Below are 13,057 nucleotides of genomic sequence, written 5' to 3'. Positions count from 1 at the left end.
GCGGTTTTTGATTTTGCGCATCGGAAACGCGGGCGCGACCTCGCCGATTCGATAACTCGCCGCGAGTTGCGGCGCAGGCCCAATGTCGGGCGCGCAAACTGAACCATCCTCCCATCTCCCGGCTGGCCGAGTGCGGTGCTATCCCGACACAATCTTCATGATGTCCCCATCGATCTGAAAATGGCGCGGTTCGATGTTTTTTGTGCGGGGTTATTGATATAGTTGAGCCGGTTAGTCTTGCAAGATGAATGTGTTATTGTTTTTAATGCGGAATATGTAGCCCGGATGCGATAAGCACGGCGTTGGCCGCCGCTTGGCAGTTCCGGGCCTGTACTGATTTCTGAGCCGACTTGGCGATGGGGAAAACATGGGAATTCGATTCAAATTAAATCTGGTTCTGATCGCGGTCTTCGTCATCGGATTTGCCACTGCGGGGGCGGTGTCATACCAACTGTTGCAGGAGAACGCGCGTGACGAAGTCCTCCACAATGCCTCGCTGATGATGGAGTCGGCCTATTCCGTGCGCACCTATACGGTCGAGCAGATCCAGCCCAAGCTGATCGCGCAACTGGATACGGTGTTCCTGCCGCAGACCGTTCCCGCCTACGCCGCCACGGAGACCTTCGCCGAGCTGAGGAAGAAATATCCTGACTACAGCTACAAGGAGGCCACGCTCAACCCGACCAACCCGCGCGACCGGGCGAGCGACTGGGAGGCGGATATCATCAACAATTTCCGCCAGAACGGCGAGGTCAAGCAGATCGTGGCGGAACGCGACACCCCGACCGGGCGCCAGCTCTATATCGCCAAGCCCATCAAGATCAGCAATCCGGCCTGCCTGCAGTGCCATACCTCGGCCGAATCGTCGCCGCCCAGCATGGTCAAGGTCTACGGCGTTGCCAACGGGTTCGGCTGGCAGCTGAACGACATCGTGGGGGCGCAGGTGGTGACCGTGCCGATGGATGTGCCGATGGGCAAGGCAAGGAAGACGTTCGCGACCTTCATCACGTCGCTGTTCGTGATCTTCAGCGTGATCTTCATCATCCTGAACCTGATGCTGACCTATCTGATCATCAACCCGATCCGCCGCATCTCGCAGTCGGCGGACAAGATCAGCAATGGCGAGTTCGGCGAACCCGAGCTGTCGGAGGCCGGCAAGGACGAGATGTCCGCGCTGTCGGGCTCCTTCAACCGCATGCGCAGGAGCCTCGAAAAGGCCATCCAGATGATGGAAGACTGATAGCGCGCGGCACGCCAGCATATGAACCAGATCGAGCCGAACAGGGGGAAGAAGCCGAAGGGCGCAACGGCCAATGTGCTGGCGCTGCCCGAGCAGCATCAGCTCTACGAATACCAGATCCAGCGCACGCTCGGGGGCGGCGCATTCGGGATCACCTATCTGGCGCGCGACACCAATCTCGATCTGACCGTGGCCATCAAGGAATACATGCCCATGGACCTGTCGGTGCGGGATGGTTCGCAGCATGTCCGGGCCAACAGCGACGAGTCGCAGGAGCTGTTCCAGTGGGGGCTGGAGCGATTCATCGACGAGGCCAGGGTGCTGGCCAATTTCCGCCACCCCAACATCGTGCGGGTCCTGCGCTACTTCAAGGCGAACGGCACCGCCTATATCGTGATGGAATACGAATCGGGGGAGCCGCTCAAGAACTGGATGTCGGCGCATTCCCCGATCGATCCGGAAGGCCTGCTTGCCGTGATCAACCCGCTGCTGGACGGCCTCGAACTGATGCACAAGGGCGATTTCCTGCATCGCGACATCAAGCCCGACAACGTCTATATCCGGCGCGACGGAACCCCTGTGCTGCTGGACTTCGGTGCAGCCAGGCGGGTGACGCCGGATCGTGAGCTGACCGCCATCTTCAGTCCCGGTTTCGCCCCGTTCGAGCAGTACCACTCGCATGGCAACCAGGGCCCGTGGACCGATATCTATTCGCTGGCAGCCGTGATGTACTGGATGATCGGCGGCGAGAAGCCGACGGAAGCGGCGGCGCGCCTGAAGAACCATGCCATGGTGCCCGCGGTCGGCATCGACCGCAACAACCTGTTCCCGGCCGCGTTCCTGGAGGCGATAGACTGGGCGCTGGAGACGGAAGAAAGCCAGCGTCCCCAGAGCATCCCGGAATTCCGCACGCGGCTCAACCAGTCGCTGGCCGGCCCCACGGCGGTATCGCGCGCCGGTACGGAGGCAAACCGGCTCGATTTCCATATCGATTCGAATACCCGCTTCAATGCCAACTTCCAGACCGAGGCGAACGGCAAGCGCAATTTCATCTGCACGCTGATGTTCCTCGATATCGTTGCCTACTCGAAATGCTCGGTCGACGAGCAGTTTTCGCTGAAGTCGGAATTCAACCAGATCATCTCCGCGCGGCTGTCGCACATCCCGCATGATTCAAGGATCACGCTGGATACCGGCGACGGCGCCGCGATCTGCTTCATGGGCGATCCGGAAGAGGTGCTGCACGCCGCGGAAGAGATCCAGAAGATGTTCCTGGCGCAGCAGCGCCTGCAGGTGCGCATGGGATTGCATATCGGACCCATCCGCATCCTCAACGACCTGAACAACCGCAACAACCTGATCGGCGACGGGATCAACGTCGCGCAGCGGGTGATGAGCTTCGCCGACAACAACCAGTTGCTGGTGTCGCGTGCCTATTACGATGTGGTCTCGTGCCTGTCGGACGACGCGGCCAAACGCTTCCGCAGGCTGGGCGAGCACCGCGACAAGCATGATCGCCCCCACGAACTGTATGCGGTGATCTCGCAGGTGGGGGAAGACGATGGCGGCGTGCGCACCCGGTTGATGCCGCAGCCGGAAGCGGAGGCGGCGAAGCCGATCGATGCGGAGAGCGTCGAGATCCTGGGCGCCGAATTGTGCCGGTTGATCGGCCCGCTGGCGCCGATCCTGGTGCGCAAGGCGGTCGCCCGGGCAAGGTCGGTCGACGACCTGCGCGAGATATTGAGCCAGAGCATCACGGACCCGGTACAGAAGCAGTCGTTCCTCTCCAGCTCGGGCCGGCAATTGGATCTCAGCGCCATTTCCAGTATCACCGGGGGCTCGCAAAGTACGGGCAGCAGGTCTAAGATGAACGACATGGGTTCTGCGAAACCCGGTATCACGAACACGCTGAAGTCGGCGCTGACTGAAGAGGATGTTGCCAGGCTTGAGAAACTGTTCGTTCAATTCATCGGTCCGGTCGGGCGCATCCTGATGAAGAACGAACTGAAAAAGACCGACGATTATCGGCATCTGTGCGAGCAGCTGGCTCAGCACATCGATAACCCGGAAGCCAGGGCATCGTTCATCGGCAAGCTGGCCGGCCCCATCTGACGCGCATATCCGCACGTCCCTGTTCAGACTGTTCGCATCGCCGCCGCATGGCCGGACATCCCCCGCGGGCTGTCCGGCGCAAGGAGGAAACGAAGTGACACTGCACGAAATCATCGGCCCCCGTGCCGACATCCGATTGATAAATCTAATCGCGTTTATTTGAACAATAAAATTGTTCGATAGCCGCGAAGCCCATAAGCTTCCGTCCCGTGAAGAGAAGCAATACCCGCTTTTTTATCGATGAACTGAAAGGAGTTTGACATGGAACGAAACGCAATCAAGTCCATTCCCGTCGGCGGATTCCGTGCGATGGTCCTGTCTCTGGCGCTGGCGGGGTTTGCTCCGGCAGGGCATGCGGTAGACCTGTCCGGCTGGAAGCTGCCGCAGGTTCCCGTGCCCGCGGACAATCCGCAGTCCGCCGCCAAGATCGCACTGGGCCACCAGCTGTCGTTCGATCCGCGCCTGTCGAAGAACGACGCCATGAGCTGTGCCGGCTGCCACCTGCCTGCCGCAGGCGGCGGCGGGCCGACCGCAAGGGCCTTCGGCCAGGGCGGCGAGCTGGGGCGGTGGGCGCCCACTTGGGATAATTCTGGCTATTACACCTCGCAGTTCTGGGATGGCCGCGCAGTATCCCTGGAAGAACAGACCGGCGCCTTGCCCGGCCACATGGGGCCGATCACTTCGCCGGGCGAGATGGGCGAAGACATCAACAACGTGGTGGCGAAACTGAATGCCATCCCCGCCTACAGGAAGCAGTTCAACCAGGTGTTCGGCGCGGATGCGACGCCGGAGAACGTTGCCAAGGCCATCGCCGCGTTCGAGCGTACGCTGGTGTCCGGCAATGCGCCGTTCCAGCGCTATGTGAAGGGTGACAAGAAGGCGCTCTCTCCCGCCGCGAAACGCGGTTTCGAGGTGTTCCGCGGCAAGGGGCTGTGCATCACCTGCCATACGCCGCCGCTGTTGACCGACAACGGTTTCCACAACATCGGCACGCCGCAGGTCGGGCCGCTCAAGGAAGACCTGGGCCGTTATGCGGTGAGCAAGGACGAGGCGGACAAGGGCAAGTTCAAGACGCCGTCGCTGTACAACTCGGCATCGCTGGCCTTCTTCATGCACGATGGCTCGTTCTCCACGCTGCGCCAGGTGGTCGAGCATTACAACCGCGGTGGCGATCCCAGTGTGGCGAACCAGGACCCGCTGATCATGCCGCTGAAACTCAGCGAGCAGGAACAGGAGGATCTGATCGCTTTCCTGCAGAGCCTGACCGACGAAAGCCTCAACCGCATCCAGCGTCCAGCGCTGCCATGAGCTGAGCGGTCGCAGCAGCGACGTTGAAAAGAGGGGCGGCCATGGGTCGCCCCTCGCTCTTTGTGCAAAGGCGATGCGCGTGTCGCGACAGTTTCCAGGGCGTGCATATCCCTGCAGCGATAGGGGAAATGGCAGGGTTCAAGTTCGGCCGCACTGCGGGTGCCGGACGACGAACTGATCTGTCATGGTCAGGATAATCCGGACCATTTATCCGGCGAGCCGGAATACAATGCCGGGTTGCATCACCGGGCACATATTTCGAATTTCAGAGCGCTTCTGACGACGCGCATTAAATGGGGAAACAGATGGCTACACCGCAATTCAAACCGAAATACCATTGGACGAGAAGAGCGACACAGTTCGGCATGTTGCTGCTGATCGTTCTGATTCCCATCTTCGGTTTGTTCCGGATCGATTTCGCCACCGCCAGTTTCTTCATCCGCGACCTCCAGGTGGAATGGACGAACTATCCATTCCTGGTCGGCCTGGTGCTCGTGGTCGGCACCGCTCCCATCATCACCTACATGACCATAGGCTCCATCTTCTGCGGCTGGGCCTGTCCGCAGAACCTGTTCTCGGAAATGGCGAACGGCCTGACCCATAAACTGCTGGGCAAGCGCGCCGATGTGCGCGTGGACGGCCCGGGAATGGTCGTGGCGGCATCCAAGAACAAGGCGGTCAACTGGCTGGTCCTCGGAGCAAGCTTCCTGCTCGCCTCTGCGGTGCTGGCCTATTTCTTCCTGATGTTCTTCTATACGCGCAGCGACATGTGGGATTTCGTCACCGGCGCATCTAGCCGGCGGCCGAGCATGATCGTCATGTACTGGATGACGACTTTCTTCATCTTCATCGACATTGCCACGGTGCGTTACCTGTATTGCGACTACCCCTGCCTGTATCGCGTCGGCCTGCGGCTGTTCAGGAGCCCGGATGCGCTGCATGTGTCCTACGATGCCTCGCGCGCATCGGAATGCGAAAAATGCAATTACTGCGCAACCACCTGCATCACCGATATCGAACCCACCAATATCCGGATCACCGATACCTGCGTCGACTGCGGCGAATGCATCGATGCCTGCGACCGCCTGCATGCGAAATCAGGGACCATCGGCTTGCTGCGCTTCAAGGTCGGGGAGAGCGAAAACCGGATGACCTGGCGCAAGATGCTGGGCAAGGTCTTCGCCCGATCCAGGTGGCTGGTGGGTGTCCTCTTCCTGCTCGGGTGCGCCCTGATGATATGGGGCGCGGAAGCCGCCGCGCAAAAGATCGCCGACAAGGAAAAGCGCCTGCAGGAAGACCAGAAGATCCAGCGCATCGCCGACGTTTGCAACAGGCAGTGTGCCCCTCTGCAGGCGGCATGCTCCAGCAAGAACATGGCGGGCTGTTACCAGGCCTCCGCATGCGTGTGCGCATGCACGCTGGAGCATGACCCCGCCAGTCCGTCCGCCGATTCGCTGCGGCAGTGCGTCCGCAACGGCGCGGCGCATGCCCAGGCGTCCGGGTTGAACACTCCACAGGCCAGGTAGCGCTGCGAATCCGGCCGGACCGTCAGATGGCCGGTGCCCGGCCGAACTGGAAGCCGGACACGCTCTTGCCCAGCACCTTGTCGTTGTAGGCGACATGTCCGGCATCGTCGGCTGCCGCGCCTGCCGCCACCATCAGCGGGATCAGGTGCTCGCTGCGCGGATGGCAATCGCGCGCATTCGGCGCCTGCCGCCAGTTCATCAGCAAGTGCTCGCGTTCCGCTGGCGGCGCAGTGACGGCAGCGCGCAGCCAGCGGTCGAAGTTGGCTGCTGCCGCATCGGCTGCCGGGACCGGCAGGAAGAATTCGCGCAGGTTGTGGTAGCTCAGCCCGCTGCCGACGATCAGCACGCCCTCGTCGCGCAGCGGCGCGAGCGCGCGGCCCAATGCGAAGTGAGCGGCGGGATCGAGGCTGTGCAGCAGCGAGAGTTGCACGACCGGGATGTCGGCATCCGGATAGATCAGCTTGAACGGGATGAATACGCCGTGATCGAGGCCGCGCTCGTGTTCCTCGTCGGTCTTGATGCCGGCCTGTGCCAGCAGCTCGCGCACCCGGTCGGCGACGGCGAGCGAGCCGTGGGCCGGGTAGGTGAGGCTGTAGGTGTGCTCGGGGAAGCCGTAGTAGTCGTACAGCAATTCGTAGTTCCCGCTGTTCAGCACGGTGGCCTGCTCGCATTCCCAGTGGCCGGAGATGACCAGCACCACCCTGGGCCGCTGTCCGATGGCCTGCGGGATGCCGCGCAGGTACGCGGCCATCCTGTCCCAGGTGTCGGGCGGCATGCCCGGCATCGGCTCCATGAAGAAACAGGGGCCGCCGCCGTGCGGGATGAACAGGGTGGGAAGACGTGCCGGAGCATCCATGATGAGTACCTTTCGTCGTCAGATCTTATGCCGTCGCCAGCACATGTTGCACATATGCCTGGGCGTTCTGTTCCACCTCGGCGTCGGACGGATTGTAAAGCGCGCCCTGCATCGCGAACACCGGCAGATATTTCGCCCGCGTATATTGGGCCGTCATCTGCAGCGGCCGCAGCAGTTCGCTGAGCGTGTACTGGTTCTGTGCACCCGCCTGGTAAGCGTGCGCCGGCCCGCCTGTGGAGACCGCCACCCCGATCTCCTTGCCTTCCAGCTTGTCGCCGCCGGGACCGAACGCCCAGCCATAGGCGAACACATCGTCCATCCACTGCTTCAGCAAGGCGGGCGTGCTGAACCAGAACAGCGGGAATTGCAGGATGATGCGGTCATGCGATTCCAGCAGCTTCTGTTCGGCCGCGGCATCGATCTTGCCGTTCGGGTAGGACTTGTACAATTCATGCACGGTGACCTTGTCGGCATGCGGGTGCAAGTGCTTCAGCCAGGTGCGGTTGATGCGGGATTTGTCCAGGTCGGGGTGGGCGACGACAACCAGGGTCTTTTTGCTCATGAAGGCTCTCCAAAAAAAGCATTAGATTCAAAAAAGGAATCTGGTTACTATATTGCACCACGGTAAAAATACCGCACAAGTAGGGCGTCGAAAGTTACTTGGTTACCCGGCGGTAACCATGAAAGGAGGCAGCACCATGACTCTGCACAAATCCAAGGATCCCAAATCGGGCCTGTGCCCGATCCGCGATGTGCTGGACCGGCTGGGCGACCGCTGGTCGCTGCTGGTGATCCACGAACTGGAAGGCGGCACCTTGCGCTTCACCGAACTGCGCAAGCGCATCGGCGATGTGTCGCAGCGCATGCTGGCGCAGACCCTGCGGCGCCTGGAGCAGGACGGGCTGGTGTCGCGCGAGGTGTTCCCGACCGTGCCGCCGCGCGTCGAGTACACGCTGACGCCGCTCGGCCACTCGCTGCTGCTGCCGCTGGGCAGCATGATCCAGTGGGCGCTGGACAACCACGACGCGGTGCGCGCCGCCCGCGCCGCCTATGTCGCGCCGATGGCCTATGCGGCGAATTGAACATGCGACAAGCGGGAGCCGCCATGACTGACCCCTCCTTCGAAGGCATCGAACTCTTTCCGGCCACCGGTCCGGCGCGGCAGCTGTTCGTGCTGCTGCACGGCGTGGGCGCGACCTCGTCCGACCTGCTGCCGCTGGCCCACAAAATCCTGGAAGCCTTTCCGGATGCCGCCCTGCTGCTGCCGGACGGCACCTTCCCGTTCGACGGCGGCGGCAGCGGACGGCAGTGGTTCTCGATCCGCGGCGTGACCGACGAGAACCGGCCGGAGCGGGTCGCGGCAGCGATCCCCGCGCTGCGCACGCTGCTGCGGCAGGCGCAACAGCGCTACAACATCCTGCCCACCGACACGGCGCTGGCCGGCTTTTCGCAGGGCGCCATCATGGCGCTCGAATTCAGCGCGCGCCATGACGGCGAAGTCGGCCGGGTGCTGGCATTCTCCGGCCGCTATGCGCAGCTGCCCGACAAGGCGCCCGAACTGACCACGCTGCATCTGCTGCATGGCGAGAACGACACCGTGATCCCGGTCAGCCACGCGTATGCGGGCTACGCGCGGCTCACCGAACTGCAGGGCGACGCCACGCTGGATGTCGCGTCGACGGTCGGCCACGAACTTCACGACGCACTGGCTGCGCGGGCCATCGTGCGGCTGCAGACCTGCGTGCCGCTGCGCATGTGGCAGCGCGCGCTCGGCGCCAACAGCGGACAGGCATGAGCGCGGCAGCCGACAACAACTCCTCCGCATCGCCGTGGACGCCGCTGCGCCACAAGGTGTTCCGCATGCTGTGGATCGCCTCGGTATTCTCCAACATCGGCAGCTGGATGCACGAGGTCGGCGCGGGCTGGCTGATGACTTCGCTTGCGCCCAGCCCGCTGATGGTGGCGCTGGTGCAGGCCGCCACTTCGGCCCCCGTGTTCCTGCTCGCATTGCCGGCCGGCGCGCTCGCCGACATCCTCGACCGGCGGCGTTACCTGATCGCCTCGCAGTTGTGGATGATGATCACCGCCGCCATCCTCGGCGTGTGCACGCTGGCCGGGCTGACCACCGCCACCATCCTGCTGCTGTGCACGTTCGCGCTCGGCATCGGCACCGCGATGATGATGCCGGCGTGGGGCGCGATCACGCCGGAACTGGTCGGTCGCGCCGAACTGCGCGCCGCCATCGGCCTCAACACGCTGGGCATGAACGTGGCCAGGTCGGTCGGGCCGGCGCTGGCCGGGCTGATCGTGGCGGCCACCGGTCCCGGTACGGTGTTCCTGCTCAACGCCGTCTCGTTCCTCGGCGTGATCGCCGCGCTGAAGCGCTGGCAGCGTCCGCAACAGGGTTCGGATTTGCCGGCAGAGCGTCTGTTCGGCGCGATCCGCACCGGTCTGCGTTATGCGCGCCACTCGCCGGAATTGCGCGCGGCGTTGGCGCGGGGCAGCGCCTTCTTCGTGTTCGCCAGCGCCTCCTGGGCACTGCTGCCGCTGATCGTGCGGCAGGAACTGCATAGCGGTCCGGGCACGTATGGACTGTTCCTGGCCTGCCTCGGCATGGGCGCGATAGCCGGCGCCCTGCTGCTGCCGCGCGTGCACCTGCACCTGTCGCGCGACTGGATCGTGGCGGGTGCCACCGTGCTGTATGCGGCGGCCATGCTGGCGCTGGCACACAGCGGCAATATCTATGCGGCCGCAGCGGCGATGCTGGCGACCGGGCTGGCCTGGATCAGCGTCGTCTCGTCGCTGATGACCGCTACCCAGACCGCGCTGCCCGGCTGGGTGCGCGCGCGCGGCCTGGCGCTGTTCTGGGTCGTGCTGATGGGCGGCATGGCGGCGGGCAGTGCGCTCTGGGGACAGGTCGCATCGTGGGTCGGCATCTCCACCGCGTTGACCGCGTCCGCCGTCGGCGCGCTGCTGGGCAGCGCCGCCGCATGGCGTTACCGCATCGGGCTGCACGACCTGCATGACCTGTCGCCCTCGATGAAATCGCCTGCGCCGGCGACCGCCGACGAGTTCGAGATCGACAGCGGGCCGGTAATGGTCACGGTGGAATACCGCATCGATGCGCAGCGGGTCGAAGAATTCACCCGCAGCATGCAGCAGATCCGCCGGATCCGGCGGCGCGACGGCGCCTTCATGTGGGAACTGTTCAGCAACATCGAGGCGCCCGGCCACATGGTGGAATGCTTCATGGTCGAATCGTGGCTGGAGCACCTGCGCCAGCACGAGCGGCAGACCGTCGCCGACAGCGAAGCCATCGCCAGGGTGAAGGAGTTCCATCTGGGCGCCGGAGCGCCCAAGGTGACGCACCTGGTGGCACGCTGGAACTAGCCGCCCGGGCGGCAGCAGCAATCACAACAGGGGGATGGAAGATGCTGGGTTTCCTGATCGTCGCGTTCTTCATCTACGGCAGCATGCACCTCTATGCCTTCGCCAAGCTGTGGCAGGTGCTGCCGCACTCGTGGTGGCTGGGCCTGTCGCTGCTGGCGGTGGGGTTGCTGCTGACCTTCCTGCCGCTGCTGCTGTGGCAGATCACGCGGCTGAACTGGCACGGCGCTGCAGCGCTCACCTCCTGGGTGTCCTACGTCTGGATGGGCTACCTGTTCCTGTTCTGTTCGACCGCGCTGCTGTTCGATATCGCCCATGTGCTGGCCGTATTCGCCGGTATGCGGTGGCCGCTCGGCGACGCCGCATCGCTGCTTGCCGTCGGCCTGCTCTCGCTGGCGCTGCTCGGTTACGGTTCCTTCGAGGCGCGGCACATCCGCATCGCGCAGGTCATCGTCACCACATCCAAACTGCCGGCAACCGTCGGGCACGTGACCATCGCGCAGATCTCCGACCTGCACCTGGGCGCGATGCTGAACGACGAGTTCCTCGACCGCGTCATCGCCGGCTTGCGCGAAGCCAAACCCGACATCGTGGTGGCCACCGGGGATATCGTCGACGGGCAGGGCGACCACCTGGATGCACTGGCCAGCCGCCTGCATGCGCTGCAGCCGCCCATGGGCGCATACGCCGTCATCGGCAACCATGAGACCCATGTCGGGTTGGACCGCTCGCTGGACTTCCTGCGCAGTGCCGGTTTCACCGTGCTGCGCGGCGAAGCGGCACATGTCGGCGGCATCGTGCTGGTGGGCGTCGACGATCCCAGTGCGGCGATGACCGGCCAGGGCGTGCGGCTCGATACTGCGCACTTGCTGGCGACGGTGCCCAAGGGCAGCTTCGTCGTGCTGCTCAAACACCAGCCCGTGGTGGACAACGGGATCCCGTTCGACCTGCAGCTCTCCGGTCATATCCACGGCGGCCAGATTTTTCCGTTCGGCCTGCTGACGCAGCTCACCTACCATGTGCACACCGGCCTCACCCAGCTTGCCGGCGGCAGCAAGCTGTATGTCAGCCGCGGCACCGGCACCTGGGGGCCGCCGATACGGCTGTTCGCGCCGCCCGAGATCGCGCTGATCAGGATCGAACGGGAATAGACAATCAGACATGCCGGGCGGACAGGACCCGGCAAAGGGGAAGGGATGAAAGAGATATACGAGTCCTTGATCGGACACTGGGTGACGCTGCACAGCCTGATCGCCATGGCGGGGCTGGCCATCTACATCACGTCATCGCACAGCTTGCACCTGCGCCGCCATCCCTCGGCCTCCATCGCCTGGGTGGTGGCGCTGGTCCTGCTGCCTTATGCGACGCTGCCGCTGTACCTGATCTTCGGCATCCGCAAGGTCGGCAGCGGACACGCGGGCAACCGGCTGCTGGCCGCACCTGCGCAACCATCCGATCTCGCCTCGCTCGCGATGCGCACCCGGCAGCTTGCCGCCATCATGGCGCTGCCCGCCGCCGCGGCGTACCGGCAGCTCGCCCTGCATGAAGACGGCGCGCAGGCACTGCAGGCGTTGCGCGGGATGATCGCCGCCGCGACGCGCAGCATCGACCTCAGCACCTTCGTCTTCGCGCGCGATGCGCTGGGCACGGAGATCGCCGCGCTGCTCGCACGGCGTGCGCGCGAAGGCGTGCAAGTGCGGTTGCTGGTGGATGGCATCGGCGCCTATCTGGGCCGGCGCACCGACTACCGCAGCCTGTCCGCGGCGGGCGTGCAGGTGGCGCTGTTCGTGCCGCCGCTGCGTTCGTCGCTGCGCGGCCGCACCAACCTGCGCAACCACCGCAAGATGGTGGTGGTGGATGGCGAGTGGCTATGGTGCGGCGGCAGGAATCTGGCCGCAGAATACTTCGAGGGCGAAGCGAATGCCTCGGGCAACCCGCCCTGGATCGACCTGAGTTTCGACCTGCGCGGCGCGCTGGCACAGCAGGCGCAGCAGCAATTCGAACAGGACTGGCGTTTCGCCACCGGCGGCGAATTTGCCGAAGCGCGCGCATCGGCCGCTCCAGAGGCAACGCCCGGTGCCGCCATCGGGCAGCTGATCGCAAGCGGGCCGGACCAGAAGGACGACACCTTCTATACCTTGCTGATCTCGGGCTTCTTCATCTCGCGCAAGCGCATCCTGATCGCGACGCCGTATTTCGTGCCCGATCCCACGTTGCTGATGGCGCTGACGCTGGCCGCGCGCCGCGGCGTCACGGTCGATCTGCTGATGCCGCGACGCTCGAACCATCGCCTGGCCGACATGGCGCGCCACCACGCGCTGCGTGAACTGACTGCCGCCGGGGCGTGCGTCCGTTTCCTGCCGCACATGCTGCATGCCAAGGTAGTGGTGATCGACGACGAGGTGGCGCTGGCCGGCACGGCCAACCTGGACGAGCGCAGCCTGTTCCTGAACTACGAGCTGATGGTGTCCTTCTATGAACCGGGCGATGTCGCGCGCATCGCGCAGTGGGTCGAACGCCGGCAAGCGCCTGCCGAGCGCTACGCGCCGCAACCGCCGAGCTTCTGGAAACGGATCAGGGAAGGCCTGCTGTTGTGGCTGGCCTTCCAGCTGTGAAGCGCAGGCTGCG

At 64.0% G+C, this 13,057-nt stretch carries 11 protein-coding genes; 9 read left to right on the top strand and 2 right to left on the bottom strand.

Annotation, left to right across the window (positions count from 1 at the left end):
- Window positions 1-367: 367 nt before the first annotated feature.
- The 4 genes from L6418_RS11450 (at window position 368) to L6418_RS11435 (ending at window position 6,186) form a co-directional block, all read left to right on the top strand.
- Window positions 368-1,240 carry a DUF3365 domain-containing protein gene (locus L6418_RS11450; RefSeq protein ID WP_237247056.1) on the top strand — a complete coding sequence of 291 codons (873 nt, stop codon included), beginning with the start codon at window positions 368-370 and terminating at the stop codon, window positions 1,238-1,240.
- A 21-nt stretch (window positions 1,241-1,261) separates the two neighbouring features.
- Window positions 1,262-3,352, top strand: coding sequence for a protein kinase domain-containing protein (locus L6418_RS11445; RefSeq protein WP_237247055.1), 2,091 nt, complete (start codon window positions 1,262-1,264; stop codon window positions 3,350-3,352).
- Window positions 3,353-3,613: 261 nt separating this feature from the next.
- Window positions 3,614-4,660 (top strand): cytochrome-c peroxidase, encoded by a 1,047-nt coding sequence (locus tag L6418_RS11440; RefSeq protein WP_237247054.1) that lies wholly within the window; start codon window positions 3,614-3,616, stop codon window positions 4,658-4,660.
- Window positions 4,661-4,965: 305 nt separating this feature from the next.
- Complete coding sequence (locus tag L6418_RS11435) at window positions 4,966-6,186, top strand: 4Fe-4S binding protein (protein ID WP_237247053.1); 1,221 nt, start codon at window positions 4,966-4,968, stop codon at window positions 6,184-6,186.
- Window positions 6,187-6,208: 22 nt separating this feature from the next.
- On the opposite strand, the gene L6418_RS11430 is transcribed toward L6418_RS11435, so the two are convergent.
- Both L6418_RS11430 and L6418_RS11425 read right to left on the bottom strand, forming a co-directional pair.
- On the bottom strand, window positions 6,209-7,042 hold the full coding sequence (locus L6418_RS11430) for a class III extradiol ring-cleavage dioxygenase (RefSeq protein WP_237247052.1): 834 nt from the start codon (window positions 7,040-7,042) through the stop codon (window positions 6,209-6,211).
- Between the two features lie 25 nt (window positions 7,043-7,067).
- Entirely contained in the window at window positions 7,068-7,604 is a 537-nt protein-coding gene (locus L6418_RS11425) for an NAD(P)H-dependent oxidoreductase (RefSeq protein ID WP_237247051.1), read from the bottom strand.
- A 136-nt stretch (window positions 7,605-7,740) separates the two neighbouring features.
- On the opposite strand from L6418_RS11425, the gene L6418_RS11420 reads away from it, so the two are divergent.
- From L6418_RS11420 to L6418_RS11400, 5 genes are read left to right on the top strand one after another with little or no spacing between them, the layout of a single operon-like run.
- Complete coding sequence (locus L6418_RS11420; protein WP_237247050.1) at window positions 7,741-8,124, top strand: helix-turn-helix domain-containing protein; 384 nt, start codon at window positions 7,741-7,743, stop codon at window positions 8,122-8,124.
- A gap of 23 nt (window positions 8,125-8,147) precedes the next feature.
- Entirely contained in the window at window positions 8,148-8,837 is a 690-nt protein-coding gene (gene ypfH / locus L6418_RS11415; RefSeq protein WP_237247049.1) for an esterase, read from the top strand.
- On the top strand, window positions 8,834-10,432 hold the full coding sequence (locus tag L6418_RS11410) for an MFS transporter (protein WP_237247048.1): 1,599 nt from the start codon (window positions 8,834-8,836) through the stop codon (window positions 10,430-10,432). The genes ypfH and L6418_RS11410 overlap by 4 nt, the downstream gene beginning before the upstream one ends.
- 41 nt (window positions 10,433-10,473) lie before the next feature.
- A complete protein-coding gene (locus L6418_RS11405) occupies window positions 10,474-11,580 on the top strand; it encodes a metallophosphoesterase (protein WP_237247047.1) in 1,107 nt (368 codons plus the stop codon).
- A 45-nt stretch (window positions 11,581-11,625) separates the two neighbouring features.
- Entirely contained in the window at window positions 11,626-13,044 is a 1,419-nt protein-coding gene (locus tag L6418_RS11400) for a phospholipase D-like domain-containing protein (RefSeq protein ID WP_237247046.1), read from the top strand.
- Window positions 13,045-13,057 lie beyond the last annotated feature (13 nt).

Origin of the sequence: Sideroxyarcus emersonii (assembly GCF_021654335.1) — a bacterium.
Taxonomy (GTDB): domain Bacteria; phylum Pseudomonadota; class Gammaproteobacteria; order Burkholderiales; family Gallionellaceae; genus Sideroxyarcus; species Sideroxyarcus emersonii.
Note: the sequence above shows the minus strand (reverse complement) of the source record. Positions and strands in the feature narration are given on the sequence as shown.

Excerpts from the sequence above, each read along its gene's own strand:
- L6418_RS11450 (WP_237247056.1), top strand. The coding sequence starts at position 368 with ATGGGAATTCGATTCAAATTAAATCTGGTTCTGATCGCGGTCTTCGTC.
- L6418_RS11445 (WP_237247055.1), top strand. The coding sequence starts at position 1,262 with ATGAACCAGATCGAGCCGAACAGGGGGAAGAAGCCGAAGGGCGCAACG.
- L6418_RS11440 (WP_237247054.1), top strand. The coding sequence starts at position 3,614 with ATGGAACGAAACGCAATCAAGTCCATTCCCGTCGGCGGATTCCGTGCG.
- L6418_RS11435 (WP_237247053.1), top strand. The coding sequence starts at position 4,966 with ATGGCTACACCGCAATTCAAACCGAAATACCATTGGACGAGAAGAGCG.
- L6418_RS11430 (WP_237247052.1), bottom strand. The coding sequence starts at position 7,042 with ATGGATGCTCCGGCACGTCTTCCCACCCTGTTCATCCCGCACGGCGGC.
- L6418_RS11425 (WP_237247051.1), bottom strand. The coding sequence starts at position 7,604 with ATGAGCAAAAAGACCCTGGTTGTCGTCGCCCACCCCGACCTGGACAAA.
- L6418_RS11420 (WP_237247050.1), top strand. The coding sequence starts at position 7,741 with ATGACTCTGCACAAATCCAAGGATCCCAAATCGGGCCTGTGCCCGATC.
- ypfH (WP_237247049.1), top strand. The coding sequence starts at position 8,148 with ATGACTGACCCCTCCTTCGAAGGCATCGAACTCTTTCCGGCCACCGGT.
- L6418_RS11410 (WP_237247048.1), top strand. The coding sequence starts at position 8,834 with ATGAGCGCGGCAGCCGACAACAACTCCTCCGCATCGCCGTGGACGCCG.
- L6418_RS11405 (WP_237247047.1), top strand. The coding sequence starts at position 10,474 with ATGCTGGGTTTCCTGATCGTCGCGTTCTTCATCTACGGCAGCATGCAC.
- L6418_RS11400 (WP_237247046.1), top strand. The coding sequence starts at position 11,626 with ATGAAAGAGATATACGAGTCCTTGATCGGACACTGGGTGACGCTGCAC.